Source organism: Brevibacterium aurantiacum, assembly GCF_900169065.1.
In the GTDB taxonomy this organism is placed as follows: domain Bacteria; phylum Actinomycetota; class Actinomycetes; order Actinomycetales; family Brevibacteriaceae; genus Brevibacterium; species Brevibacterium aurantiacum.
Window position 1 is genome coordinate 48,662 of the sequence record NZ_FXZB01000021.1, and the last position, 25,945, is coordinate 74,606.

28 protein-coding genes and 1 pseudogene are annotated in these 25,945 nt (G+C 61.6%); 11 read left to right on the forward strand and 18 right to left on the reverse strand.

What is annotated here, in order from left to right:
- Nucleotides 1-7 precede the first annotated feature (7 nt).
- Nucleotides 8-394, reverse strand: coding sequence for a cupin domain-containing protein (locus BAUR9175_RS14590; protein ID WP_029417126.1), 387 nt, complete (start codon nucleotides 392-394; stop codon nucleotides 8-10).
- Between the two features lie 138 nt (nucleotides 395-532).
- On the opposite strand from BAUR9175_RS14590, the gene BAUR9175_RS14595 reads away from it, so the two are divergent.
- Both BAUR9175_RS14595 and BAUR9175_RS14600 read left to right on the forward strand, forming a co-directional pair.
- Entirely contained in the window at nucleotides 533-1,987 is a 1,455-nt protein-coding gene (locus BAUR9175_RS14595) for an NAD(P)/FAD-dependent oxidoreductase (RefSeq protein WP_101584194.1), read from the forward strand.
- Between the two features lie 45 nt (nucleotides 1,988-2,032).
- Nucleotides 2,033-3,202, forward strand: a complete 1,170-nt coding sequence (locus tag BAUR9175_RS14600; RefSeq protein WP_096163139.1) for a pyridoxal phosphate-dependent aminotransferase — start codon at nucleotides 2,033-2,035, stop codon at nucleotides 3,200-3,202.
- 30 nt (nucleotides 3,203-3,232) lie between these two features.
- Here the strand turns inward: BAUR9175_RS14600 and BAUR9175_RS14605 are convergent, their stop codons facing one another.
- Nucleotides 3,233-4,285 (reverse strand): XRE family transcriptional regulator, encoded by a 1,053-nt coding sequence (locus BAUR9175_RS14605; protein ID WP_101584196.1) that lies wholly within the window; start codon nucleotides 4,283-4,285, stop codon nucleotides 3,233-3,235.
- Complete coding sequence (locus BAUR9175_RS14610) at nucleotides 4,282-4,932, reverse strand: hypothetical protein (RefSeq protein ID WP_141322677.1); 651 nt, start codon at nucleotides 4,930-4,932, stop codon at nucleotides 4,282-4,284. Before BAUR9175_RS14610 ends, BAUR9175_RS14605 begins: the two co-directional genes overlap by 4 nt.
- Nucleotides 4,933-4,986: 54 nt before the next feature.
- Here BAUR9175_RS14610 and BAUR9175_RS14615 point away from each other — a divergent pair, with 54 nt between their 5' ends.
- Nucleotides 4,987-5,670: an NAD(P)H-binding protein gene (locus BAUR9175_RS14615; protein ID WP_096145714.1), complete on the forward strand. Its 684-nt coding sequence runs from the start codon at nucleotides 4,987-4,989 to the stop codon at nucleotides 5,668-5,670.
- 18 nt (nucleotides 5,671-5,688) lie between these two features.
- On the opposite strand, the gene BAUR9175_RS14620 is transcribed toward BAUR9175_RS14615, so the two are convergent.
- The 7 genes from BAUR9175_RS14620 to BAUR9175_RS14650 form a co-directional block, all read right to left on the reverse strand.
- Entirely contained in the window at nucleotides 5,689-6,336 is a 648-nt protein-coding gene (locus BAUR9175_RS14620; RefSeq protein WP_101584198.1) for an RraA family protein, read from the reverse strand.
- A 5-nt stretch (nucleotides 6,337-6,341) separates the two neighbouring features.
- Entirely contained in the window at nucleotides 6,342-6,740 is a 399-nt protein-coding gene (locus BAUR9175_RS14625; protein ID WP_101584199.1) for a RidA family protein, read from the reverse strand.
- Nucleotides 6,737-8,146 carry an MFS transporter gene (locus BAUR9175_RS14630; protein WP_233429385.1) on the reverse strand — a complete coding sequence of 470 codons (1,410 nt, stop codon included), beginning with the start codon at nucleotides 8,144-8,146 and terminating at the stop codon, nucleotides 6,737-6,739. The genes BAUR9175_RS14625 and BAUR9175_RS14630 overlap by 4 nt, the downstream gene beginning before the upstream one ends.
- Nucleotides 8,147-8,342: 196 nt before the next feature.
- Complete coding sequence (locus tag BAUR9175_RS14635; protein ID WP_226823970.1) at nucleotides 8,343-8,975, reverse strand: homing endonuclease associated repeat-containing protein; 633 nt, start codon at nucleotides 8,973-8,975, stop codon at nucleotides 8,343-8,345.
- Nucleotides 8,976-8,985: 10 nt separating this feature from the next.
- Complete coding sequence (locus BAUR9175_RS14640; RefSeq protein ID WP_009883494.1) at nucleotides 8,986-9,405, reverse strand: hypothetical protein; 420 nt, start codon at nucleotides 9,403-9,405, stop codon at nucleotides 8,986-8,988.
- 17 nt (nucleotides 9,406-9,422) lie between these two features.
- Nucleotides 9,423-10,052, reverse strand: coding sequence for a small multidrug efflux protein (locus BAUR9175_RS14645; RefSeq protein ID WP_101584202.1), 630 nt, complete (start codon nucleotides 10,050-10,052; stop codon nucleotides 9,423-9,425).
- 132 nt (nucleotides 10,053-10,184) lie between these two features.
- A complete protein-coding gene (locus tag BAUR9175_RS14650; RefSeq protein ID WP_180957346.1) occupies nucleotides 10,185-10,970 on the reverse strand; it encodes a MerR family transcriptional regulator in 786 nt (261 codons plus the stop codon).
- Between the two features lie 89 nt (nucleotides 10,971-11,059).
- Between BAUR9175_RS14650 and BAUR9175_RS19395 the strand changes: the two genes are divergently transcribed.
- Both BAUR9175_RS19395 and BAUR9175_RS14655 read left to right on the forward strand, forming a co-directional pair.
- Nucleotides 11,060-11,230 (forward strand): KOW domain-containing RNA-binding protein, encoded by a 171-nt coding sequence (locus BAUR9175_RS19395; RefSeq protein WP_009883491.1) that lies wholly within the window; start codon nucleotides 11,060-11,062, stop codon nucleotides 11,228-11,230.
- 53 nt (nucleotides 11,231-11,283) lie between these two features.
- On the forward strand, nucleotides 11,284-11,652 hold the full coding sequence (locus tag BAUR9175_RS14655) for a hypothetical protein (protein ID WP_009883490.1): 369 nt from the start codon (nucleotides 11,284-11,286) through the stop codon (nucleotides 11,650-11,652).
- Nucleotides 11,653-11,671: 19 nt separating this feature from the next.
- Here BAUR9175_RS14655 and BAUR9175_RS14660 read toward each other — a convergent pair whose 3' ends face one another.
- On the reverse strand, nucleotides 11,672-12,019 hold the full coding sequence (locus BAUR9175_RS14660) for a biopolymer transporter Tol (RefSeq protein WP_233429384.1): 348 nt from the start codon (nucleotides 12,017-12,019) through the stop codon (nucleotides 11,672-11,674).
- Nucleotides 12,020-12,088: 69 nt separating this feature from the next.
- Here BAUR9175_RS14660 and BAUR9175_RS14665 point away from each other — a divergent pair, with 69 nt between their 5' ends.
- The gene (locus BAUR9175_RS14665) at nucleotides 12,089-15,154 is read left to right on the forward strand and encodes a DEAD/DEAH box helicase (RefSeq protein WP_101584207.1); all 3,066 of its coding nucleotides are present in this window, start codon (nucleotides 12,089-12,091) and stop codon (nucleotides 15,152-15,154) included.
- A 258-nt stretch (nucleotides 15,155-15,412) separates the two neighbouring features.
- On the opposite strand, the gene BAUR9175_RS14670 is transcribed toward BAUR9175_RS14665, so the two are convergent.
- Entirely contained in the window at nucleotides 15,413-16,069 is a 657-nt protein-coding gene (locus tag BAUR9175_RS14670) for a GntR family transcriptional regulator (protein WP_101584209.1), read from the reverse strand.
- 235 nt (nucleotides 16,070-16,304) lie between these two features.
- Between BAUR9175_RS14670 and BAUR9175_RS14675 the strand changes: the two genes are divergently transcribed.
- Complete coding sequence (locus tag BAUR9175_RS14675; protein ID WP_096159474.1) at nucleotides 16,305-17,891, forward strand: AbgT family transporter; 1,587 nt, start codon at nucleotides 16,305-16,307, stop codon at nucleotides 17,889-17,891.
- 83 nt (nucleotides 17,892-17,974) lie between these two features.
- The gene (locus tag BAUR9175_RS14680) at nucleotides 17,975-19,054 is read left to right on the forward strand and encodes an NAD/NADP octopine/nopaline dehydrogenase family protein (RefSeq protein WP_096159475.1); all 1,080 of its coding nucleotides are present in this window, start codon (nucleotides 17,975-17,977) and stop codon (nucleotides 19,052-19,054) included.
- 45 nt (nucleotides 19,055-19,099) lie between these two features.
- Here the strand turns inward: BAUR9175_RS14680 and BAUR9175_RS14685 are convergent, their stop codons facing one another.
- The 4 genes from BAUR9175_RS14685 to BAUR9175_RS14700 all read right to left on the reverse strand — a co-directional run bounded on the left by BAUR9175_RS14685 (nucleotide 19,100) and on the right by BAUR9175_RS14700 (nucleotide 21,033).
- Nucleotides 19,100-19,846, reverse strand: coding sequence for a VOC family protein (locus tag BAUR9175_RS14685; RefSeq protein WP_101584211.1), 747 nt, complete (start codon nucleotides 19,844-19,846; stop codon nucleotides 19,100-19,102).
- 33 nt (nucleotides 19,847-19,879) lie between these two features.
- A complete protein-coding gene (locus tag BAUR9175_RS14690) occupies nucleotides 19,880-20,212 on the reverse strand; it encodes a hypothetical protein (protein WP_096159477.1) in 333 nt (110 codons plus the stop codon).
- The gene (locus BAUR9175_RS14695) at nucleotides 20,209-20,586 is read right to left on the reverse strand and encodes a hypothetical protein (RefSeq protein WP_125187639.1); all 378 of its coding nucleotides are present in this window, start codon (nucleotides 20,584-20,586) and stop codon (nucleotides 20,209-20,211) included. Before BAUR9175_RS14695 ends, BAUR9175_RS14690 begins: the two co-directional genes overlap by 4 nt.
- Before the next feature lie 123 nt (nucleotides 20,587-20,709).
- The gene (locus BAUR9175_RS14700; protein WP_096159479.1) at nucleotides 20,710-21,033 is read right to left on the reverse strand and encodes a CHY zinc finger protein; all 324 of its coding nucleotides are present in this window, start codon (nucleotides 21,031-21,033) and stop codon (nucleotides 20,710-20,712) included.
- Nucleotides 21,034-21,134: 101 nt separating this feature from the next.
- Here BAUR9175_RS14700 and BAUR9175_RS14705 point away from each other — a divergent pair, with 101 nt between their 5' ends.
- Nucleotides 21,135-22,223 carry a DUF2891 family protein gene (locus BAUR9175_RS14705; RefSeq protein ID WP_101584213.1) on the forward strand — a complete coding sequence of 363 codons (1,089 nt, stop codon included), beginning with the start codon at nucleotides 21,135-21,137 and terminating at the stop codon, nucleotides 22,221-22,223.
- A 193-nt stretch (nucleotides 22,224-22,416) separates the two neighbouring features.
- On the opposite strand, the gene BAUR9175_RS14715 is transcribed toward BAUR9175_RS14705, so the two are convergent.
- Nucleotides 22,417-22,785 (reverse strand): helix-turn-helix transcriptional regulator, encoded by a 369-nt coding sequence (locus BAUR9175_RS14715; RefSeq protein ID WP_257944341.1) that lies wholly within the window; start codon nucleotides 22,783-22,785, stop codon nucleotides 22,417-22,419.
- On the opposite strand from BAUR9175_RS14715, the gene BAUR9175_RS14720 reads away from it, so the two are divergent.
- Together BAUR9175_RS14720 and BAUR9175_RS19180 are read left to right on the forward strand one after the other, a co-directional pair.
- Entirely contained in the window at nucleotides 22,762-23,238 is a 477-nt protein-coding gene (locus tag BAUR9175_RS14720; RefSeq protein WP_101584217.1) for a hypothetical protein, read from the forward strand. The two genes, BAUR9175_RS14715 and BAUR9175_RS14720, sit on opposite strands and share 24 nt — an antisense overlap.
- Before the next feature lie 185 nt (nucleotides 23,239-23,423).
- A complete protein-coding gene (locus tag BAUR9175_RS19180) occupies nucleotides 23,424-24,566 on the forward strand; it encodes an HIRAN domain-containing protein (protein WP_141322678.1) in 1,143 nt (380 codons plus the stop codon).
- 480 nt (nucleotides 24,567-25,046) lie between these two features.
- Here the strand turns inward: BAUR9175_RS19180 and BAUR9175_RS14735 are convergent.
- Nucleotides 25,047-25,931, reverse strand: a pseudogene (locus tag BAUR9175_RS14735) (amidohydrolase family protein).
- Nucleotides 25,932-25,945 lie beyond the last annotated feature (14 nt).

The following is a 25,945-nucleotide window of genomic DNA, read 5'->3' on the forward strand; positions in this document are numbered from 1 at the left end:
CTTCGGCTCAGCCCTCGCTCGGAGCGATGAACAACTTCCGCAGCGGTGCCTCGTCGACACACCAGCGGGTCTTCATCCCGTCCTCAAGCCGGACCAGCGACCCCGGTCCCAATTCAACCGGAGCCAATGCGGGTTCGTCGAACTCGATCCGGCCGGTGCCGCTGATGACGAGGAAGACTTCCTCACCTTCGACGTCGCGCATCGCCCCGGCGCCCATCTCCCACAGCCCGTATTCGGCTCCGGCAATCGTGCCCAGCTCTGCGAACGCGGTAGTTGCGTCCGGGGCCGTATTTCTTCCCGTCGCCGAGGCAGTCGCATCCGCCCGCTGCCAGTCCTCGATGGGCCCGTGGTCGAGAGAATAGTCGTGGGTGCTGATCGGCTCCATTGCGCTCATGGAATCAGTGTATCCAGCAGCCGGATCGATCGCGCTCCGTGATTTATGAAACCATCCCAGGGCCGCACGGATTCCATATGGCAATACGCCACCCCGCAACCATTTACTTAGCTCCAGCGGTGGGATAGAACTGATTCCATGTCCTACCTCAACGGCGAGGCCTCCCATTGGCTGACCCAGTCACCGCCCGAGACCACCTCTCCCTCCCCACTTCCCACCGCAAAACAGGACCTCATCATCGTCGGCGGCGGCATGACCGGCCTGTGGTCGGCCTACTACGCCAGGCAGACTCACCCCGACTGGCAGATCACCATCGTCGAGGCAAAGCACATCGGCTACGGTGCCTCAGGTCGCAACGGCGGCTGGCTCTCCACACTGATGCCCGGCAACAGGGCCAAGTACGCCGAGGCGGTCGACCGTGCCAACGACACCGACCCAAACGGCCCGGTCGGCTCTGCCGGACTGAGCGGGGTGGAGTCCGTGAGGTCATTCCAGTCTGCACTCTTCGACTCCATCGACGAGGTCCTCGAGGTTCTCAAAAGCGAGGGCATCGACGCCCATCAGGTCCGCGGCGGCCATATCGACATCGCCCAGTCCGAGGCCGGAATGACCCGACTGCGCGAACTTTACGAGGGTGACAAACAGTACGGCTACGGACCCGAGGACATGCAGTTCCTCGACGCCGAGGCGACCAAGGCACACATCAACGTCGACAACGCTCACGGCAGCGTATTCTTCCCCGGCACCGCCCGCATTGACCCCGCACTCCTCACGCGTGGCTTGGCAGCAGTCCTCAAGAATCAGGGCGTCACGATCTGCGAGGACACCTCGGCGGGTCACATCGGCAAGGGTGTGGTCGCAACGAATTGCGGCCCGGTCACCGGGGACACGATCTTCGTCTGCATCGAGGGCTACTCGGACACCGTCACTGGCGACCTGCCCGGGCTGGAAGGACGTCAGGTCATTCCCGTGTTCTCGTCGATGATCGCGACCAACCCGCTGCCGGCTGAAGCGTGGGAGGAGATCGGCTGGGACGGGCGGGAATGCCTGGGCGACACAGCGCACACCTTCATCTACGCTCAGCGTACTGACGATGATCGGATCGCGCTGGGCGGTCGCGGTGCACCCTACGAGTTCGGATCCGGTCTGCCGGGTGACGGCCAAGTCCCCGCCGAGGTGGTCGATGCGTTGAGTGCGCGCCTGTCCTCGCTCTTCCCCGACCTTGAGCTCGAGGTCGCCCATGCGTGGCGCGGCGCCTTGGGCGTGACTCGGGACTGGTGCGCCGGCATCTTCTTCGATACCGACCAGCGCATCGGTGTAGCCCGCGGCTATGCCGGTCATGGGGTGACGGCCACGCATCTGGCGGCGAAGACCCTGCTCGACCGGGCCTCGGGAGCCGCCACGCCGCTGACCGGACTGCCCTGGAACGATCATTTCTCCGGTCAGTGGGAGCCCGAGCCCATCCGCTGGCTGGGCATCCGCTCGATGTACAAGATCTTCAACATCGCCGACGAATGGGAACGCATCACCGGGGCGAAGAAGACGAGCCTCCTCGCCCAGTTCGGCTCCCGCCTGGCCGGGCTCCACGAATAGACCCGGCCCAACCAACGTGGCTCCACACAGAAGTACGAGGAATCAATGACACATGAGTACCGCCGCATCGCCCCGATGGCCCAGACCTACCCAGCCTCGAACATCCGCAAGATGTTCAACCTAGCCTTGGACTACCCAGAGGCCGTGAAGCTGACGGTCGGCGAGCCGGACTTCAATACTCCCGCGCACATCAAGGCCGCCGGCATCCGCGGGATCGAGAACAATCAGACTCGGTACGTGGCCAACGCCGGCATCCCACCGCTGCGCACGGCGATCGCAGCGAAGTACGCCGGCCGGTGGAATCGCGAGGTCACGGCCAACAATGTCATGGTCTCCTTCGGTGCGATGGAGGCGCTGACTTTCGCCCTCGACGTCACCGTCTCCCCTGGTGAAGAGGTCATCATCCCCGATCCCAGCTTCCCGAACTATGTGGGACAGATCCACCGCCTCGGCGGGGTGGCGGTTCCAGTGCCGGTCACGGAGGACAACGACTTCAAATTCCGCGCCGAGGACGTTCGATCGGCCATCACCGACAAGACCGCGGCGATCATCATCAACAGCCCGTCGAACCCCTTGGGCTCGGTCATGGACCGGGCCGAATTGGAGACGATCGCGGATCTGGCCGAGGAGTTCGGCTTCACGGTCATCTCCGACGAGGTCTATGACCAGATCACCTTCGACGATGCCCAGTTCACCTCCATCGCCGAGGTGCGCCCTGGCTTCGATCGGTTCCTCGTTGTCAACAGCTTCTCGAAGACCTACGCGATGACCGGGTGGCGCTGTGGATTCGTCATCGGGTCGGTCGATCTCATCGCGCCGATGGCCTTCCTCCAGGAGGGAATCACCTCGAGCCTTCCCGGGTTCGTGCAGGAAGCGGCACTCGCAGCGATCGAGGGCCCGCAGACCGACGTCGACATGATGGTGCAGTCCTATGCGCAGCGCCGCGACCTCATCACCGAGCGCATTGCGGGCATCGACGGCATCAGCATGCTGCGCCCCGAGGCCACGTTCTATGCCTTTGCCAACATCAAGGACTGGGGACTGACCTCGTGGGAGGCGGCCACCGCTCTTCTGGAGAACCACGGGTTGGCAACGATTCCCGGCTCGGCATTCGGGGCTCAGGGTGAGGGCTACCTGCGACTGACGTTCTCCGTCGCCCCGGAGACCATTGAGACGGCCTGCGATCGGATCGCCGACTTCGCCGCGACGCGGTAATGCCTGCCGACACCTGTGACCCGGTGAAACTCAGACCGAGCTCAAGTGGCGACCCGATTGAGGCAGGAACACGTCAGGCACCGCATCCCTCGCGTAACCGGTCAAGTCTGCGAAGTCGTCGTTGGTCAAACCCGCCGATCTGAACTGAGCGACGAGACCTGACACCAGCCTCGGCGACTCCACTGGGACACGGTCTTCCTCTGGCTCTTCTGTGCGCCACCCTTTGCGGCTGATCTGCCGGTAGAAATTCTGCCGATCGGTTCCGCTCGCCAGACCAAGGCGAAATGCCCTCTCGAAGATGGCCTGCATAGAGACTCCCCACTCGAGCTTGAGAGCCAAGAGATTGGGCAGCTTCAGCGTCTTCAGCTGGTGACGGATCTCCGCCTCCGGCATCAGGAACTCGGCTGCGAACTCATTGGCCTGGGCTTCAACGTCGATCATCTCGTCATCGACATATCCGTCTGCGTGCATGACAAGATGCCCCAGCTCATGAGCCAACGTCAGGCGCTTCCGCGAAGGCGAGGACCAGGAGTTGACGATGACCAGCGGATAGTCGGAGACCCACTGCGAAAGACCATCGATTCGATGAGTGCCCAGGTCGAGTTCACAGACAATCGTTCCCGCTGTCTCCATCAGGTCCACCACAGACCTCACTGGCCCAAGTGGCACGCGCCAAGCTGTACGAACTCGACGAGCAGCCTCCGCCGGTTTTGTGAACTGATAATCGAAGGTCGGCACATGGGTTGCCGTCTGCAAAGGCGCGCGTTCGGTGAGCATCGACATATGCATCCGGAGCTCGTTCAGTTTCGCTTCGGCAGACTTCCACATCGACACCTTGGTCGACGACTGGCGGCGCATATGCGCTGACACTCCGATGGCGGCACGCATGCGAAATTCCTTGACGAGGAACGCCGGGGTGACACCAAGCTCGTCGGCAATCCTGCGGATTTCAGAGTCCTCAGGCGTCCTGGCCCCCGAAATATATCGGGAAACAGTGGCCTGAGCAGCACCGATCGCCAACGCGAGATCAGCCTGAGTCAGGCCTCGTGCGCGCATCAGTGTCTCTATGACTTCGCCTTTCACAGTTCGTCAGTTCCGGTTTCTTCGTCGCTGTCGACGAGGCCACTGAGATCAAGTTCAGGCATAGAAGTCTCGTAGACGTCTTCCACCCGGATCGTCGCCGGGCGCTCAACTTCGCGCTCGAGTGTGACGGCCCACAGGGCTCGACTATCAAGTGACTCTCGATAGGAGATGACGGCAGGACCGATTCGCCCATCCATCCACTTGTACCCGACAGCCAGATGCGTCACCTCAAGCCCATCGAGAGGAAGAGTCGGCTCATACCAACGTTTCGCCCCTTCGGTGGGGAATGCAGCGATGACGTCCCCCGCCCGGTGGCGCTTCACGCGAAGTTTGAATGAGTTCATCCATCCGATCTCACGTACCGGCTCGTCGTCAATGATCGTTGACTCCGGGGACGCGTCGATTCGACGAACGAGTTCTGCCCACACTCGCTCGTGGATGAAGCTGCTGATGAATCGCTGCGTGAATGTCGGAAACCAGGCGGGTCTGAAATCCTGGAAGTCACCCAGGTCAATGCGGGCTTGATCGACCGAATCGATCAGGGCAGTCTGAAATTCGTGCCCAACTGCGTCAAGAATCTCGTGTCCATTTTTCGCCGAAATCATACCAGTAAATATACCACCGCATTCGGAATACTGAGCCGACATCCGGACTTACACCAGGGAACCAATAGAACGCACTCCACCATTTGAGAGGCAGACATGTCGACTATCACGATCATCGGCGGCCACGGAAAAGTTGCGATGCTGGCGGCACCGCTGCTCAACAATGCCGGGCACACGGTCCGCTCGGCCATCCGCAAGGAGGAGCAGTCCTCCGAAATCGAGGCGGCGAACGCGACGCCTGTCGTCGCCGATGTCGAAAACCTCGACACCGATGCCATCGCCGAGGTGCTGGCCGGCAGTGACGCAGTTGTCTGGTCCGCCGGTGCTGGCGGATCGGGTGAGGACCACACATGGGCGATGGATCGCGATGCCGCCATCCGCGTGATGGATGCAGCCCAGAAGTCGGGTATCCGCCGCTTCGTGATGGTCTCATACTTCAATTCCCGGCTCGTCGACGGCGAAGTTCCCGGCGTCGAGAAGGGCGACGGAATGTACGCCTACTACAACGCGAAGTCACAGGCCGACGAACATCTGCGCACGAAGACCGACCTCGACTGGACGGTCCTCGGCCCCTCAGTTCTGACCCTCGAACTTGCGACACAGAAGATCACCGTGGACAGCGCCGGCGAGACCCGCGACCTGGACGTGCCCTCGACGTCTCGCGACAACGTCGCACATGTCATCGCCGCAGCCATTGCCGAGCCCGCGAGCTTCGGTAAGACGCTGAACTTCCACGACGGTGACACCCCCATCGCCGAGGCGGTCGCTCAGGGAGTCTGAGATCTGACCGTTCCCCGGTCACCCCGGCAGTAGCTCCCGCAGGTCCTCCCCCGCGGCAATTCGCGCGAGAAGTGCTGGTTCGCCCCAGTCGGAGGCCAGCGCCGCCTGCAGGACCTCATTCCCCGGGCCCGTCGGTGGCAGTACAAGCACTCCCTGCCGGTCACCGAGAACCAGATCACCGGGGCGGACTGTGACGCCGTCGATCTCGACCTCGCAGTCAAGGACATCATCGCCGAGGCGGCCGGTGCGTTTCGTCGTCCGCGCGATCAGTCCGGTGGCGAAGACCGGGAGTCGGTCCTGCACACGGCGCAGCGCGTCGGCGTCGGTGACGGGGCCGTCGACTACGATGCCTGCGGCACCCTGGGCGATCGCGGCCGCGGCGGTGACTGCCCCGACAGGAGCATGGAGACCGCTGGCAACCCGGATGACGAGGACGTCACCAGGCCTCAGTGTGTGCAGTGCCCGGTTGACGGCGAGCGCATCGGGTTCGCGCAGATCGAGGGTTCTGGCCGGGCCGACCATCTGCGGCCCTTCGTTGATCGGCGCCATACGCGGTGTGCAGAATCCGTCTTCGAGGAAGTGACCGAGCGTCGGGAGCTCGACCTCTCTCAGTGAGGCGATCAGTTCCTCAGAGGCCAGGTCCTCACAGTCCAGGTCCACCGCCATACCGCTCACGCCCCACCCGCAGCTTCGGAAGATTCGCTGACAACCGCGACGCATTCGACCTCAAGCGAGATGTCCCAGATCGAGACGCACACGGTGGTCCGTGCAGGCTTCGCCTCTCCGAAGAAGTCCGCATAGACACGGTTGAACGGTTCGCGTTGTTCGGGCGCGGTCAGATAGGCGTTGACCTTGACGACCTGGTCGATGCTGCTGCCGGCGGTATCAAGGACAGAGCGCAGGTTGCCCAGGCACGTTCTCACCTGGTCTTCGAACGCTTCGGGCGTGATGCCGTCGGCGGCGAAGGGCACCTGCCCGGTGGTGAAGACGAACCCATTGGCAACCACTGCCTGTGAGTACGGGCCGATACTCGGGGCCAAACCCGGGGCTGTTTCAATGCGGCGGATCATCGGTTCTCCACCCCCACCTCGGCGGTGGTGTCAGCGTTGACTCCGGCCTCGGCGGTATCGGCACGGTCGATGCTCTGCAGGCGGTTTTCGGTGAGCAGGAACAGGGCGATGAGAGACAGGACCGCGGAGCCGGCGATGTACCAGGCCATCGAGTCGGACTTGCCGGTGACGTCGAGCAGCCACACGGTGATCGCGGGGGTGATTGCCGAGCCCAGCAGGCCCGAGAGCATGTAGGACACGGACAGTCCGGAGTAGCGGATCTTCGCGCCGAAGAGCTCGGCGAGGAAGGTCGCAATCGGTCCGTAGTTCGCGCAGAAGGCGATCATCATCAGCCCGTAGGCGAGGAAGACTGCGGCGGGACTGCCGGTGTTCATGAGCCAGAAGAACGGGAAGGCGAGGATGACTTCGCCGGCGATTCCTGCGGCGATGATCGGGCGCCGTCCGACCTTGTCGGAGAGGCGGCCGAAGACCGGGATGAAGATGAGTCCGATGATGCAGGCGACAAGGACGACCCAGAGCATGAAGTTGCTCGACAGCCCCTTTTCCTGGGTTCCGTAGTTGACGCCGGAGGCAACCATGAGCGTGAATGTTGACCCGGTCGACAGGGTAGCGACGCCGCCGAGGATGACGGGCTTCCAGTAGTGGCGCATGAGGTGGGCGAAGGGCAGTTTGGCCTTCGCACCCTGTTCGCGGACCTGCTGGAAGCTCGGCGTCTCCTCGATGTTGAGGCGGATGTAGATGCCGACGGCCACGAGCAGCACGGAGGCGATGAACGGGACCCTCCAGCCCCAGGAGATGAGTGCTTCTTCGGACACGAGACCGGTGACGATGAGGAAGGCGAGGTTGGCCAGCAGGGTCCCCACGGGCACGCCCACCTGGACCATCGAGCCGTACCAGCCTCGGCGCTCCTCAGGTGCGTGTTCGACGGTCATGAGAACCGCCCCGCCCCATTCGCCGCCGAGCGCCAACCCTTGGATGATGCGCAGGGTGAGCAGGATGAACGGGGCGGCGATGCCGATCGTGTTGAAGTCGGGGACCAAGCCGATGGCCAGGGTCGCACCACCCATGACGAGGAGGGAGACGAGCAGCATGGACTTGCGTCCGAGGCGGTCGCCGAAGTGTCCGAACAGGACCGCGCCGACCGTGCGCGCCAGGTAGGCGGCGGCGAAGGTGAGGAACGCGAGGATCGTGCCCAGCGCCGGTGAGAGTTCGGGGAAGAAGACCTGGTTGAACACCAGAGCCGAGGCGGTGCCGAAGAGGAACAGGTCGTACCATTCCACGGTGGTGCCGATGACGCTGGCGGTCGCGATTTTGCGCATCTTCGCGCGATCGAGGCGAGCGCTGGCGGCTGTGCCGGTGCCCGAGTTGTCGACGGAACCGTCGTCGGTGCGAGTTGGCGAACTCATGGTGGTGCCTCCGAGAGTGCAGATGAACAGAGTTGGAAGTGACTGTCATCACTCTTCCCTGTGCGCACTCCGCCAACAATGAAATTTCACACCAGGGTGAGGCTCAGAATTGTGTATTTGCACATTTCGGCATCATCGAGCCATCCCGTGGTGGCTTGAGAATCCGTGCTCGGCCTCTTACCTCGCGGTCAAACCCTCACCCCGCCGAGGCGAGTGCCGCGTTCCAGCTTCCGTAGAACTTCCGCACTGCGGCGGCCGAAGGAACTTCGCCCTTGTGTTCGGCGGCGTATTCGCCGTAGGCCTTGTAGGTGGCACCGAGGTCCCGGTCGTCACAGTCAGCGACGAAGTCGGCGATCGCCTTGTCATACGCGGCTTCGTCGAAGCGCAGCTGGCCCCGTGCTCGACCCACCGAGCTGGTGGCCAGGCCCGCGGCCTTGAGCGCCTCGTTCCAGGAGCCGAAGCGTTGGACGGCGGTCTGGCTGGTCGGCGGCCACACACTGGCGCCCTTGGTCGAGGCCACACCCAACTGCCTGAGGACTGTGGTGCGCGCCTTCTCGTATTTCGCCGCGGTCAACGCCACCGGGCTGGGTGAGCTGCGCACGCTGGCAATGGATCCGGCCACCTCGGCGAGGGCCTTCTTCACGCCATTCTCATTCAACGTCTGATTGCGGAGTGCGACCTCAACCTCGGCGAGGATCTCGCTGTCCTTGGGACTCAGCGCGGACGTGGCAGTCGGGGCCAGGCCAGCGTCGGTCGCGGCGAGGTGGAGCAGCGCCCCGATGAGTGCGGGGGCGGCGGTGTGGGACCTGTCGGTGTCGGAGTCAGTCATCGCCTTCATCTTACGTGCGATGCCTTTCCTGCGACGCCCCTTCTCTGCGTTGGAGGAGAATGCTCATCACGAGCGGCAGGCTGCAGACGGCCACGGCCATGAGCAGTGCGGCGATCGCGGAGTCGACGATGAGGAAGTAGCCTCCGCCGAGGAGCACCATCGAGGTCGCGGCCGACACCAGGCGACCGGTCATCGTTCCGCCGATTTCGCTGCCGTCGAGGATAACGTCGATGAGCCGGGATATGACGAACCAGGCGACGAAGATGCCGAAGGTCGCCAGCAGTGACTCGGAGAGGGCCAAACGCATCGGCACCTCGAGCGCCCAGCCCAGCAGGGTAGCCGAGAACGGCATGAGCAGTGGAAGGACCGTGGCCGCCAGAGCGATGGCCGAATAGGTGAGGATCTTCCTGTGGCGGTAGGCGGTGGTCATGGTTCTTCCTTTCCGGTTCAGCCGGTGAACAGGGACAGTGCTCCGGTTGCGATGAGTGTGGTCAGCGTCGTCCAGACGACGATGGCGATGCCCTGCCAGAGCAGGATCCATGAGGTCTTGACTCCTGAGCTGACCAAGATCGTCGAGGTGATCTGAGTGGGAATGGCCAGGGGTCCGAGCAGGCTCGCGCCCGGGACTCCGAAGCGGTTGAGAAAGCGTTTGAACTTGATCCGGCCCTTCGATTCGGGCTTCTTCTGAGCGGGTGGCTCGTTGAGGAACCTTGCTTCGCCCTCCGCAGGCCCGCGTTCGTCGGCAAGGGTTGCGCTCTCGTCGGCGACGGTGGCGTCGGCCCCAGCTCCAGCCGCGCCAACCCCGACGGGAACGCTTTCCCGAGCTCGGCTCCGGCGAGCAACCACGGCCTCGCGAGCCCGGGCACCGAGCAGCACGATGACGGTGACGCAGATGAAGTTGCCGATCGCCCCGGCGAGGCCTGCGACGATCGGGTTGAGGCCGGCCCACACGCCGATGACAGCCGAGACCTCGCCCTCGACGAAGGGCACGGCCCCGGCGAGCGCGATGATGAACGGCTGCACAAGCTCGGGGACATGTGAGGCGAGACCTTGGAAGAAGGTGATGAGGGAGTTCATGATGTCCTCTGGAAGTAGTCCGATTGATTACTTCCAGTGGAAACTGTGTTCTCAGAACAGGGTCAAGCCCTGATGGTCGAACACCGGAAATTCACAGCTGAGCGGGCTTTCACACCATCACCTCGGCGGACTTCAGTTGGATTCCTTGGCCGCCTGGGCCTTCACGAACTCGATGAAGTGCTCGCGTTCTTCGTCCGAGATGTCCAAGGTCGGGAAGATCTGGAGGAAGGCTCGTTGGATGACATCGACCTGGGCGCTGTTGTAGAGCTCGGTGATCGAACCGGCGATGGCCGACTGTCCGATGCTGATGTCTCCGCGCATGCCGTGTGCTGGTGCGAGCAGCCAGGGATTCGCCTCGAGATGCGCCTTCATGCTCGGCGCGACGACCTCGGCCAGCCGCGCTCGCGTGGCTTCATCGGCGTCCTCGGCGAGATCGTCGATTTCCCTATCGGCGGGTGAATTCGTGGCCATGATCGACTTGATCTCGGTCATCGTCGTCTCGTCATAGAGCCGCGAATACAGTGACATCAGGTTGCGGTCGGGAGCTGACATCTTCGCCGCGATGTCGATGAAGCCGGCGGCGGTGTCGATCGGGGCGCCGTACTCGAGCAGCTCCGCAATCTGCCCGCGCGCCTTCTCCAGCTCGGCGATGGTCTCGCCGAGTTCGACGTCGAGACGTTTGAGCGTCAGCTGCTGCGCTTCATGATCATCTTGAATGGAGCCGATGTCAGTCAGCGGAATTCCGAGGTCGCGCAGCCGCCTGATCTGCAGAAGCCTGAGCACGTGGGCCGCCCCGTACTGCTTGTACCCGTTGCTCATCCGTTCGGGCTGAGCCAGCAGCTCGAGCTTGTGATAGTGCCGGATCGTGTTGACCGTGGTGCCGGTCAACCGCGCCAATTCGCTGGTGCTCCACCCCACTGGCCGTTCCCCTCGCCGCCGCTGCGTCTTTGTCGGACAGTGACTAGTGTATTGGCCCAGCCAGAACGCGAGCGTGTTTAGACTGAACCATGACTGAGTTCAAGATCGGCGACACCGTCCAAGTCACCTCCGGAGCCATGGCCCACAGCGTCGGCACCGTCGTCTACCTCTATGAGGAGACAGGCAAGTACCTCGTACGCACGGGCGTGGGCGCACAGGACTACTATTCCCCGGACGAGATCGAGCTGTTCAAGCCTTGAACTGCCTCCGTGACTCCATGCAGTCACGGATACCGTCGCGCTAAAGTGTATGCATGGTCGTCGAACCACCAGCCGCCGAACGGCGAGAAACGCTGGGCGTCTACTTGATTCCCTTCAGCGTGTGGGCCCTGGCAGCACTTGCTGCCGTCGTTATGTGGGCTGTCGCTCCGGCCCACAACGTCGATGGGTCGTGTGAAGGCATTGGTTTCGGCTGCTCTCCATCTCCACGCGACACGATCGCGATGCTCGCCATGTTCTTCGGCATTCCCGCGACCATCGGCTGGCTGGGGTTCTGTGCAATCGTCACGGCCCTCCTGAACAAGACGATGCGGGCGAAATGGTGGGTGCGAGGGCTTGCGTCCCTGGCTATCTGCCTCACAGTCAGCGCGATCACCGTCGCTCTCATTCTCCTCGCAGGGTGACGCCACCCCTCGACGGTTCTCAGCGCAGTCGATCCAGCGCATCCTCGGCGCGGGCGAGTCGCTTGTCTGCGCACAGCTGCCACCAGTAGTCGCCCCGTTCGCCGAGTCCGTGCTTGGCGATATTGACCCGATTGCGGGCCGCGCTCACGTCCTCGTCCGTGCCTGTCTTCTTTGCAGTCCGGACAGCGTTGCGCGCTGTGCCGAGGTGGCTTTTCAGTTCTGCGACCATATCCTCAGGCAGTTCCGGATCGGTTCTGCGCCATTTCCGGCCCTTGATGACCATCCATTTCTGCGCATCGGTGTATTCGCACTCCCCCTCGTGGCCCATGATCAACAGTCTGTTCTCCTTCGAAGACTGTGTCCACATCGCGTGTCCACACGATGTTCTGTGGGCGCTGAGAACCGACATGTCCGCCCTCAATGAGAAGATGGCACAGTGCCCGACACTGACCATGCTTCGTCCCATCACGCTGCCGGCTGGCGTGATGCCTTCGCCTCCCTCGCCGAGGTGGCTCCGCAGCAGCATACGCCTGTGGCCCTGGGATTCGAGCTCGTCGAGGTCGTGGCCCGCACCTGGTTCGAACCGAAGCACTCCGTCGTGCTGGAGAAGCAGGAGGTCTCCCCCGGCTCCAATCCCAGCCTTGCGATCCGCCCGCTGATCCTCAGCGAATCCGGCAACTGGGTGAAGAAGTCCCTGACCTGGCGCACCATCGATCGCATGGCCAGACAGTTCAACGTCGATCCCCGCCACCAGGAATGGTTCACCCAACTTTCGGGACTGCGCACCCGGGACAAAACCGACTTCACACCCGATGGCGCGCCGTACAACCTCGGCGATTTTCACACTCCGCTGCTGTGGGACATGTTCGCTCAGGCCGCCGAACTTGGGATCGAACTCGTCGGCGTCAATCAGGGCATGGACGTGCACATCGGGCGTGAGTCAAAGGCGATCATCGACGTCAACCGGGTGAAGAACCAGCTGCGGGTGCAGCCACGGGTCACGATCGATGAACGCGAATTCTCACCAGGACTGACCAAGCCCATCTGGACGCACGGGTTCTTCGGTGTCGACCTGCGCACAGGGTTCACGGTGACCTTGGCTCCGGCGGCCAAACCCACCGCGCAGTCGGCACTCTCAGTCTTCCAATCAACTGGCCCAATCACGATCCCGGCGAACGAGTCCGAAGAATTCTTCGAGGAGTACTACCCATTGCTGCGTACTTCCGCCGAGGTCGTGAGCACCGACGAGACGGTGAAGTTTCCCCAGTTCAGCCAGCCGCGGCTGGTCCTCTTCATGGTCTACGGTGCGAAGGACCACCTGAGCCTGCAGTGGTACTGGGAGTACTCGGGACCGCGCCGGACCCTGCCCGTGGTGCCCCTGTCGAAACTCGGCACCTCCGCCATCCGCACCACAGCCGGCGCTCGCCCCACCCCGACTCCGGACCCGCGCGACAATCGCGACCTTGAGCATGAGGGCGCTGTGCTCGACCAAGTCGCGTCCGTCCTCGCCGAGACCCAACCGCCGGGCCACCCCCGCGACATGGAGCTCTCCGACGTCGACACCGCGGACTTCGTCGTCAACGTCCTGCCCGGGCTCGAGGAGATCGAGCACGTCAAGGTCATCACGCGCGGGAAGAAGCAGCCCTATCGTGAGCTCGGCGGGGAACCGAACATCACGATCACCTCGGTCGAGTCGGAGAAGAACGACTGGTTCGACCTCGGCTTCCAGATCACCATCGACGGCAAGCCCATCCCCTTCGTCAAGCTCTACAAAGCCCTGGCGTCGGGGACGAAGAAGATCAAACTCGTCGACGACACGTTCCTGTCGCTGAACAAACCCGCCTTCGACAAACTCAAGGCACTCCTGGCCGAGGCCGATCTCATCCCCGAGTGGGAACCCGAGTCGCCCAAGATCACGCGCCTGCATGTGGGCCTGTGGTCGGAGTTCGAGGAGCTCGCCGATGAGACTCTGCCCGCCCAGTCCTGGCAGGAATCCGCGCAGGCACTGCTCGACCTCGACCACCTGCCCGCCGTCGAAGTCCCTCACCTGAACGGCGTCACCATGCGGCCCTACCAGGTGCAGGGATTCCGGTGGCTGGCGCTGCTGCACAAGTGCCACCTCGGCGGGATTTTGGCAGACGATATGGGCCTGGGCAAGACCCTGCAGACCCTGGCACTCATCGCCCACGCAAAGGCCGAGCACGCGAACTCTGGGAGCGGGGAACCGCACCCGCCGTTCCTCGTCGTCGCTCCCACCTCGGTGGTGGACAACTGGGCAAAGGAGTCCGCGAAGTTCACCCCTGACCTCGACGTTCGTGTCGTTTCCGAGTCGACGAAGAAGAGGCAGAAGCCCCTCGCCGAGGTGGTCGCCGGTGCCGATCTCATCGTCATGTCCTATGCGATGCTGCGCCTGGACGAGGACCCGATCTCCCGCCTGGACTGGGCAGGGTTCATCCTCGATGAGGCACAGTTCGTGAAGAACAGCTCCTCGCAGGTCCACAAGGCCGCGAAGTCGGTCAACGCACCCTTCCGCCTGGCTCTGACGGGCACTCCGCTGGAGAATTCTCTACGCGATGTGTGGTCACTGTTCTCCATCACCGCACCTGGACTCTTCCCCAGCTCGCATCGTTTCGAGAAGGAATACGTGCGGCCCATCGAAGGTGGTGAGGATCCGGGACGAATGGGACAGCTGCAGAAGCGGATCAGGCCGTTCATGCTGCGCCGCACGAAGGATCTCGTCGCAGCCGATCTGCCGGAGAAGCAGGAGCAGGTCATCAATGTCGAGCTCAATGCCGCGCACCGCAAGCTCTACGATCGGGTGCTGCAGAAGGAGCGGAAGAAGATCCTCGGCTTCATCGACAGCGAGTACGACAAGCAGCGGTTCATCGTCTTCCGGTCTCTGACCCTGCTGCGCATGCTCGCCCTGGACCCGCGCATCGTCGACGGCGAACACGAAGGTGTGCCCTCGTCCAAGCTCGCCGCCCTCATGGAACGCCTCGAGGATGTCGTGGCGGAGGGCCATCGCTCGATCGTATTCAGCCAGTTCACCTCCTTCCTCGACAAGGTGGCCGAGGATCTCGATCGCCGAGGTGTCCCCTGCGTCGTCCTCGACGGCTCGACTCGCAATCGCGGGCAGGTCGTCGACGAGTTCCGGTCCGGTGCGGCTCCGGTGTTCCTCATCAGCCTCAAGGCCGGCGGGTTCGGCCTCAATCTCACCGAGGCCGACTACGTCTTCCTCATGGATCCGTGGTGGAATCCGGCAACGGAGAATCAGGCGATCGACCGGGCGCACCGGATCGGGCAGACGAAGAATGTCATGGTCTACCGTTATGTCGCCGAGGGCACGATCGAGGAGAAGGTCCTGGCCCTGCAGAAGAAGAAGGCCGAGCTCTTCGACTCCCTCATGTCCGATGGCGGAGCCTTCGAAGGGCGCGGCCCCAACGGTCAGGCCTTCAGCCAGACGGTGACGGCCGAGGACATCCGGGGACTGCTCGAGGAGTAGCTTCAGGGACTAAGCCGTATCGGAACGGCCGTCCGGTGTAGGTGTCAGACGATCGACTCAGTCGCGACAGAACACGGAGCGTCCCGGGCTGCTGCATTTCGCGCTCTCGTCGAGCTCACCGAGGCCGGAATACTCAGACGCACGACGAATCACAAGGGCAAGATCGTCTGCTTCACTGCAGATCGCCACCTGGCATACGTCGAGTTGACCGAGTCGGCCAACCGAGGACGTTGAGCAGCGCACGAATACCACCAAAGCTCAGGTCTCGGCGACGATATCCGAGACGGAGCTTGCACCCGAGTGACTGGTCAGCACATTCATCATGTGCGAGCGCGCTCGTTCGATGCCGCTCAGCGCCGTGGTCCGGATGACTTCGGCATCTCGGCCGGCGATGGCATCGACGAGGCGACCGTGGTTGACCGCCTTCTCAGGCCGCCCGATCTCCTTGCGGAGGTTGAGGCAGCGCTCAATCTCCTCATGGATCGACCGGACGGCATTCGTGAGCAGAGGGATGCCGGCGACCTCGGCGATGCGGACATGCAGCTGAGCATTGCGCTCGTTGAGCAGAGCCTTGTCTGCAGTGTCATCCATGCTGAGTGCGCTCAACTCGACAAGCTCTTCCAGCTCCTCGGCGGAGACCCGCTCAGATGCCAATACGGCGGCTTCGGGTTCGACCATCTTCCGCAGCGCGTAGAGATCCTGGATCTCGCTGAAATCGATGGGCTTCACGAAGGTTCCGCGCTTGGGCCTGACGATGACAAGCCCCTCCCGGCGAAGGGTGTTGATCGCTTCTCGAACGGGAGTCCGACTCATTCCGTATTGGTCGGGGAGTTCCGAATCGGAGAGCATCGCTCCTGGTCGGAGCTTCGCTTGAACGATCTCACGCTTGAGTTGAGTGTAGGCCTGATCGGCCATCGCCACCTTTGCCGCCACTCAACACCGCCTTCCAGATAAGTCTGTCATCACCAATCGAACACCCATTGACCCAGCTCGGCAGGTATTGACTTCGACAGCTTCACATCCTAGCATTCTTGTTATATATTTCACGGATATAACTAGTATGCATGTGAATGCAGACGTAATGCAGGTACTGAAGAGGACCTCACACAACGACGTGCTTTGAGAACCACGGCCCACCGAAAGGTATCTAATGAAATCCGATACGGATGACCACACTGACGTGAATCCGGACAACCGCCTGTACCGTGCCCTCTCAGCGATCGAGCGAGCAGGGAACAGACTTCCGCACCCTTTCTGGCTGTTCGTCATCCTCTGCGTTCTGCTCGGGATCACGAGTGCCATCCTGGCCGGACTCGGCGTCTCCGTGACACTTCCCGCCAACGGCGAGACAGCAGCGGTGAAGAACCTCTTCTCGCTCGACGGCGCACTCTTCGCCATTGAGAACGCGCTGACGAACTATGCGACATTCCCGCCGCTTGCGATGATCGTCGTCGTGCTCCTGGGCGTGAGTATCGCCGAACGCAGCGGACTGCTCACTGCGCTGCTGCGCATCACTGTCGGCAAACTGCCCAAGGCCTGGTTGACCTTCTCCATCGCGTTCGCTTCGATGATCGCCCATGTCATGTCAGACTCTGCATATCTCGTCATGATCCCACTCGGCGCCCTGGCATTCAGGACTGCCGGCCGCAGCCCTCTGCTCGGCCTCATGGTCGCCTATGCAGCGACCGCGGTTGGCTTCAACGCGAGTCCGCTTGTGACTCCTTCCGACGCCATTCGCGCCTCGCTGTCTATGGCGGCTTCGCACATCGTCGACGAAAGCTACGTCGTGACGCCCTTCGCCACCTACTTCTTCACGGCGGCATCGTCCGTCATCCTGGCGATCACGATTGCCGTGGTTGTCGACAAAGTGCTCAGCCGCCGTCCGGAGTTCTCGCCCGATCGTCTCTCAACCGATTTCAATGTGTCAGACAAGCTCTTCAACACGGACTCGACGAAGCTCTCGGGCAGCAGCACCGTCGAGCTCAGCGCCGAGGAGCGCCGTGGACTCATCGTCTCCGGCGTCGTCTTCGTCATCGCAGTTGCGGGTATCGCTCTCATGCTCATGCCGGATTCCCCGTTTCGCGGGGAGAACGGCAGCATCGTCCAGTCGCCCGTGCTCAAGAACATCGCGATCTTCATTTCCGTCGTCTTCGGACTGCTGGGAATCGTCTATGGCCGGATCACGCGATCGATCCCCACCCTCGGCGAGGTTCCACCTGCGATGGCGGAGGGCATCCGCACCCTGGCGCCGGTCCTCGTCCTGTTCTTCGTCGTCTCACAATTCCTCGCCTACTTCGAGTGGACGAACATCGGGTCAGTCCTCAGCGTCAATGGGGCTGCGCTGTTCAAGCACCTCAACGCCCCGCATCTGGTTCTTCTGCTCATCATCGTCGCCGCAATCTGCGTGCTCAACATGCTCATCACCAGCGGTTCCGCAATGTGGTCGATTCTCGCTCCGGTCGCCGTGCCGCTGGTCATGTACATCGGCATGCGCCCGGAGTCCGCAATGGTCGCGTTTATGATCGGTGACTCCGTGACCAACTGCCTCACACCGCTCAACGGCTACTTCGTGCTGGCGCTCGGCTACGTCCAGCATTTCCGAAAGGGAGCCGGAGTCGGGACCATGCTCTCGTTCACGCTTCCGATCGCCGTATCCGTACTCGTCGTGTGGACGATCTTCTTCGTCATCTGGTATCTCATCGGAATTCCGCTGGGCCCGGGAGTCCCTGTGAGATGACCTCTCCTCTGACGCCGCAGGTGAACACCTGAGCACTGGCCTCATCACTCAACGTCAATCGCACCAATAGAAGGGATACCATCTTGGGAATCATCACCATCATCGGAGCAGGCAACGTCGGACAGACGATCGCTGGTCACATGTCTCTGCTCGGGCACACCGTGCGTATGTTCTCGCGCTGGAACGACGAGTTCCAGCCGATCAGGGATCGGGGCGGCATCGAGCTCTTCGGTGAGATCAACGGAACAGCAATGCCCGATTCGCTGACTTCCGATCTCGTCAAGGCCGTCGAGAATGCCGACGTCGTAGTCATCGCCGCCCCTGCATTCGCCCACCCGTCCATCTCGGCCTCGCTGGCCCCGGTGCTCGAGCCTGACCAGCTCGTCGTCTTCCAGCCCACGGTGCTCGGCAGCGGCGTGGAGCTCTCGCGTCAGTTCCTGCTCAATGACAGGGAACCGTGCCTCATTGCGGAGAGCGGTACAAGCCTTTACACCTGCCGTCTGAAGGAACCGGCCAAGGTCTACGTCGGAGCAGTCAAAGACTCCATTCAGATCTCCGCAATCCCCAGCAGTCGGTCCCAGGAGGTCATCGACCGCCTCGTTCCGTTCTTCGGCGAACACTACATTCCAGCTGCCGACAGCTTGTCGGTGGGGCTGAGCAACTCCAATCCGATCTACCACGTGCCGCCGGCAGTGCTGAATTTCAAGACCGTCGAAGATGCAGAGCGTCTGCCGCAGCATTCGCTCGTGACGCCACGCATCGGTGAGGCCATCGATGCGCTCGACAAGGAGCGCCTTGCCCTAGCTGCTGCTCTCCACACCGAGACAACGAGCTTCTGGCAGTTTCTCGACGATGCCTATGGTGTCAATGAGGGCAGCTTCGTGGAGAGAGTCATCCAGGGATACGGTCGGCAGTCCTTCCCCGAGCCGGACTCCGTGAAACATCGGTACTTCACCGAAGACATTCCCTTCGGACTCGTCATCTGGAGCTCGTTGGCCAAGCAGCTCGGCCTGGCCATGCCGTTGACCGACGGGTTCATCGCGATCAGCAATGTGCTGTGCGGCACCGACTTCTACCAGGACGGTCGCACCGCCGATGCCCTCGGGCTCAAGGACGGAAGTGTCGACGACATTGTCGACGTGTTCCGTAACGGAGTGCGCTGATCCATAGGGGCCCGGCCATCTTGGCCGGGCGCGGGCAGCTCGCGGTCAATCGACTGTGCTGCAGGCAATGACCGCGCCGGCAGGATCGGCGATGACAGTGTTGCGATGTCCATCGGTGTCGAAGGGAGCAACCAGTACTGCCCCACCCAGCGACGCAGCGTCTTCAGCAATAGAGTCTGCGTCGGCGACGGCGAAGTTGATGCTCCAATGCTGGGGAGTATTGCCGGCGTCGACGACGAGTCCGATGCTCTGATCCGCGAGAGTCCATTGTGAGAAGGGAGCATCCGGCACGGGCCGAAGCTCCCAGCCGAAGTCGTGCCCGTAGAATTCTCGCGCGGCTTGGACATTCGTGCTGTGCAGTGACGCCATCGCCCACGTCCCTATCTCGCCGGTGGCTTCAGCTCCGGCATCGTTGCCAGCTTCCCGGATGCAGAAGGGCACACCGGTGGAGTCGGCGACGATGCTCATGCGGCTGGTCGAGTCCCAGTCGAATGGGGCCATCAGGCTGCTGCCACCGGCCGCGTCCACCTCGGCGAGCGCATGCGCAAGGTTCTCGACGCGAACGTGCATCAGCCAGGTCGGAGGAACCCCGTCGGGTGACTGGCGAATGCTCGCGACTTTCTTCCCGTCGGCGAGCGCAAGGAGTGGCTCAGAACCATCGGATACACCCGGAGCATTGTCGAAACTCCACCCGAACAGCGCTGCATAGAATTCGGCCGCGGCGCTTGGGTCCGGCTGAAAGGTTTCGACCCAGAATGGAGCCCCAGCCGGGTACCTGTCATCGTGTGGCATCGTTGCCTTTCGAGAAGCAGTCCATAGTCTCGTTCACTCAGACCGTGATGGTCGAGGAGTTTTGGGAACAGTTCGCAGGCTGAGCGCGGCAATACAGATCAGAATAATCCCTCCACCCGTTAGCACTCCGGGTGCAGCTCCGACGATGAATTTGGGGATGGCCTCGGTGGACATTCCGACCTGACCGATTCCGAAGAGGTCGATGGCGTGCGGTGCGAGGATTCCTCCGATGACGAAGACAACGCCGATGATGCCGGCAACTCGGGCCCCACCTCGGCGGTGGATGATCGCCATGATGGCGACAACGACGGCAGCGAGGACCGTGACCACGATTCCTGCCGGGCCAGACATTGTGGAAGGCATCATGGCGCGACTCCTTCCGGACCAGGGCCAAGACGTACGGAGCCGTCGGTCCGAGGAGACTGAGCAGCGGGGACACCGCTTGGCTTAGTCGCAAATGCCAACCCGATGAGGACAAGACCCCCAGCTTGAAGCACCACGCCCAGTGTCATGACGACCCACTGAACAGCCGGGACGCCGGTGGCCAGGCCCAGCGATAAGCCGAAGAGCATCCAGGCCAATTCGAAGAGCTGACAGAACAGCAGCAGTGCGGTGCCGATGATCCCAAGCAGTCGGGTTCTGCCGCGTCCGCGCCAAGCAAACAGCGCAAGACCGACGAGGCAACAGAACATCGGCGTCACGATCCCCGTCACAGTCCCAAAGAGAAAAGCCAGGTCCATAGTTCGCCAGACTACCAAAGTCGTGTTGCCTGCTCGGCGGTTCTTCAGAGCCACGACAATGAATGCGAGGCCCACCGTGCCGGACCGTCTTGCGACCACTCCTTCGCTGTTGCAGTCGCTGAGTCAGCCCTCGAAGTAATAGCTCGAATGCGCCGCACACCGGGGGTTGAACGGCGCCGCGCACTCGGGACACGAGTCGGCACTCCGGTACGTGTCGATCGTCAGCTCTGCCCAGCACATTCCGCAGAGGATGGCCGCCTGATCCCACTTCTCACGCGGCCATTGCTGCGCGGAATGATCGGTCGTCTCGGCATGGCAGAGGTGGCACGGATAGTACCGGTCGCAGCACGCAAAGCGAATGGCGATGATGTCGAGCTCGGTCGCATAATGCTCACACCGCGTGTGCTCATCGACCGTCTTGCCATAGACCTGAGGAGATCGAGACACCCCGCACCCGCCTTCCCCTGTCTGAACCGCTGCCAGTTCTCACCCTAACGGCCGACGCGCCCCGTCCGAGTAGAGTGAAATCCCCGAACCGATGAGGATCCATGCCGCAGCCTGCCAAGTTCGTCACCCCCTTCGCCGAGGTGGCCCTGAGCAACATCACCCGCGACTACCCGTACGCGGCCCACCAGGTCGCCGGGTCACCTGCCGACATCGTCGAACCGCGAGAGAAGAACCCAGCCTTCGCGAACTCCTTCGACTGGCACTCCAGCGTCCACATGCACTATCTGCTCGTGTCCCTGCTGGCCACGCCAATTGCCCGAACGGCTCCGTGGCGCGACGAAGCGATAGACGCCCTCACCGCCCACCTGAGCCCCGCGAAGCTCACCGCCGAGTCAGCTTTCCTCCGCGAGAATTCGACCTGGGAGCGCCCCTATGGTTGGGCTTGGGCAGTCGAGCTCGTCCGCGCCCTAGAGAGGAGTGAGGAACCGCGACTGCGTGATCTGGCTTCGGGCGCCGAGGTGCTTGCCGGGACTGTTTTTGATCTGACCGTGGCCTGGCTGCCGAACATGCCCGAGCCCGTCCGGCACGGAATCCACCCGAACACCGCTTTCGGTCTGCGTCGGATCCTCATCGGTGCCCGTGACCAAGGCCGACAAGACGTCGTCGACGCGATAGCAGGTGCTGCTCGTCGCTGCTTCGCCGATGATCATGCGTGGAATTTCGCCCAGGAGCGCAGCGGCCAGGACTTCCTCTCCCCCGGCCTGTGCGAAGTCGACCTCATGGCCGAGGTACTGGCCGAGGATGAACTCGCCGTCTGGCTACCCGATTTCCTCGCGGAACTGACACCGGAATCACCTGCACTGTCGCCCGTCGAGGTTCCCGACCCCACCGACGGCTACCAAAGTCACCTCTACGGTCTCGGGCTGTCGGTCGCCGCTTCGATCATGCGTCTGTCGCCTCGCCTGCTGCAGATCGCTGAACGTTCGGGCAATCTTGACCTCGCGGACCGGGCCAGGGGATTCTTCACCACGGTCGACGAGCTCATGGCTCCCGGTCTAGAGGCGGCGGTCTCCGACGAGTACATGGCCTCACATTGGGTGGCGACGTTTGCGTGGGAGGCCCTGGAACTGCACAATCGTCAATTCGCCGAGGTGGCCGATCGTTCGTCAGTGCCCACGGTCGGACGGTGATCAAGGTCGGAGAGGTCGAGGACGAACCGATGTCTCACGTCGTTTTGCTGGAGTCGTTCGAGTGCTGCCAGGGTCATCGCAATGTCGATGACTTGGTCACCGGTCAGCAATGCCTATGCGGCAGACAGTAGCGAACCCGAATCGGTCCATGAATCCCGTCGGACCTTTCTGCGCGAGTGTGTCAGCCAGGCGGTCACACCCGAGTGATGTCGCGGAGTGAAACATCTGCCTGCCCCTGCTCTGCGGAGCCGGCCTCCCTCTCACGTCGCATACGCGATCGGTAACTGTGCGGCGATTCGCCCACATTTCGTTCGAACGCGGAGTTGAATGAGCTCTCCGATGAGTAGCCCAGGCTGGCGGCGAGCTGTCGCATACGCGAGTCCGGTGATCGCAGCTCTCGCTTGGCCAGAAGTATCCGCCACCGCACCAGATAGGTCAGTGGCGGCATCCCTGCGACCTCGCGAAAGCGCACACCGAACGGCGAGCGCGACATCGCCGCAGCCCGGGACAGATCATCAAAACTCCATGCAGCCTCCGGATGTCGGTGAATGAGAAATCGCAAACAACATCCGACAGAAGGCGCATCCAGAAGTGGACGTCAGAGCTTCGACCTCTTCTCAGCATCGTCAAATCTACTTCAGCTGCTCCGGACGAGGTCGACCTCGACCTGACGATGCAACCTGTTGTGGACGGCTACGATATTGGATTTCAGAGTTCAGCAAGCGACGGCATACGCCTTCGCTGGTCCTACCTTCGGTCGCTTGCGTCCGTCTCAACCGAAGGTCAAGGTTCGCATCCCGGTCTGCTGATACTCGATGAGCCAGCCCAGCAGGGTATCGAAGCCGATTCCGTCGTCACGTTTTTGGATATTTTGGCGAGTATGTCTACTAGTACACAGATGCTTATCACGACAAGTGAACCACCCGCACGCCTAGCTGATTGGTTAGGCGATACGGAGTTTCAGCTCATCGACCTCGGGGACGAACGGCTTCTAAAGTTGCTTGAGGCGGAATAAAGCGTACAAAGCGTCCTTAGTAGCCGGATTTCAACACTCGACCACACAAGGACACCCACTGCCCTTGACAGTATGCGGCCAGCCGCCGAAGGCAGCACGACCACCCAACCAACTGAGCTCAAGAAGTAGCTTCGGAGGAGAATCGCCAGAAATGGGAGGACGAGTAAACACGATAGGATTGAGATATGGACAGCAGGAGTGGTGTGCAGATTGATAATGTGTGGTTAGTTCATCCGGAGCGCGCTCAGAAGACGAAACTTGGAGATCGCACTGTAGACATCGGCAAGGTGAACCATATCTGGGTGGGAGTTCGCGGTGTGACATACCACCAGCATGCTCTGCGGAGAGCACGGGGAGCACCATTCGGTAAGCTGGTTCCACAACGCAACAACCCCTATGACAGCACAGCTATCGCTATCAACGCTGAGGGGGCAGTGATTGGTTACGTGCCCCGAGCCATGGCTTACGTACTGTATTCACAAATTGGGCATCTAAGCCATCAAGGCCACCCGCGTCAAGTGCCAATCCGCATACAAACGAACCCCGATAACGGCAACTTGTCAGCCTGGGTTTGCGTGCCGACGAGAAAAGGTATCGATAAACTTGTGCCAATCAAAATTCTCCATAGCAATTTCCTTCCCCTGTGGGATGCATTGCCTTCGGCTCTGCGCGAGACGATCGCCAAGGACGCCTTTCACCTGAGCGACGAAACTGGCGCAGCGCTGTGGGGATACACGAACCACGCACCTGAATTTTGGCTGAGCGGACAGTTCGACGCGCAGAACGTAGACATTGGAGTCACGCTCGCGTTAAAACGAATGCGTGAACTGAGGAATCGAAAAGTTGAACAGAAGCGAAAGCGACGGAACAAGAATATTGTCATTGACAACCACGCTGGTTTAACAAATGCGGAGATCGCAGTTAAACACGATGTAAGTAAAGCGGTGGTCTACTCGGTCCTCAAAGAGGCAGGGCTCTCGGCTGTGAGGCCAAAGACCGCTGCCACCGGTCTCACAGAATCGCATCGCAAGAGCATTGTCGGGCGCGCTCAGCGCTGCATTCATGCAGCAGATCTGCAAGTCGGCGGTGCATCGCGATCGGAGATCGCATCTGAAATGGGCACGAGCGTCAAAACTATAGAAAAGTACCTCCCTGATGGAAAATTCTACCGAGAAATGTCCCTCAACCCTGGGAGGAAGCTCGCGGCATTATCGATCACGAAAGATTTGCCGATCGGAGACATTTCAGATGACGAGTTGCGGCAAGCTCGAATCGACGCTGTCGTAATTTTGACACTCAACTTGTCTACAGGCCCCAACCTCGAGTGACTGTGCCTTCCGCTCGAAGGCCGAACAGCTACCTCGATTCTCGAAAACGGTGCGCTGAAAACCAATGAGGCCTCAGAAATTGCGAGTACTTCCGATAGGTAGTCACGGAAACATTTCCCACTCAATACTCCACCCAACCATCGGGGAGGCCACCTTCTTGAACCTTGGGACTATGTGCGATGTCGATGCAGGATAGGGAAGGTTTGAACGAAGTTCGTAGACATATCACGGCCTCTCGAACCTCCGTTCTGCCTACGTGCCTTTGGGATTCCTCCAGTACTCGGTACCGCGTTACTGGAAAACGGTGTCGGCGTCGATAGCTTCAATCAAGTCCTTGCGCACATTTGACATGATGGAATCTAAGACTGTCAGCTTGCTATCAGCACCGAGGATCGATTCATGCCAGGCGATTGTGTGATGGTTGTTGGGTCTCAGCTTCCAAGGAGCGTGAACCGCGCCAAAGCGCAGGTGCGCTGTCGCTTAGTCGCGTCGGTGAACAGCTTCTCCCGCAGACACCGTGGTCTCCACAAAAATGTCTCCCAGTTCAGCAGAAGCCATCGCAAACGGGTCCCGGTCGAGAATCGCGAAGTCCGCTGATTTGCCAACCTCGATGCCGCCGGAGACATCGTCGTAGCCATTGGCGTAGGCTGCATCGATTGTGTAGGCACGCAGTGCCTGGTCTACGGTGTTCTTCTCCTCGCTGAGCAGCGGTTCATTCTGCGCGACACCGTCCTATCCGTGGGGATCATTGTGCGGGGCCGTTCAGTCGACTGCCACGTGCATGCCCCAGATCGGATCGGGACTTGAGACGGACCAATCGCTGCCGAAAGAGAGTCGGACTCCTGCGTCTCGCATCGAGGCGAAGATGAAATGGTGAGACTGCTGGTCGTCGTGGAACAACGGGAGTTTGGTATCGACGAGGATCGAGTCGCGCCGGGCCCACAAGGGTTGCACATTGGCGACTATTTCGGCCTCGGCCATCCGTGCCAGCTCGATGAGATCGGCGATGTCAAGGTGAGCGCCCTGATGCCGACGCTGCGGCGAGGGGCGACCGTTCTGGGTCAGTGCGTCGACTGCCAGCTTCAGTGCATTGTCGCCAACGGCGTGGATGTGGATGTCGAAGGCATTGTCTTCGAGTCCGGAGACGATCTCGTTGGGCTCCTCGGCTTCGAACATCAGCCGACCATTTTCGTGATCGTGACCGCGGTACGAGTTTTTGGGCGCGCCGATGAGGTCTTCACATACGCCGTCGAGCATGATCTTCACGACCGTGGCCTGCAGACCATCTCGGCGCCGGTTGCCGTCGATGCCCTGAATCGCAGCTAGTCGTTCTCTGATGGTCTCGCTCTGCTGGACATAAGGCACGGCTCGGTCCCACC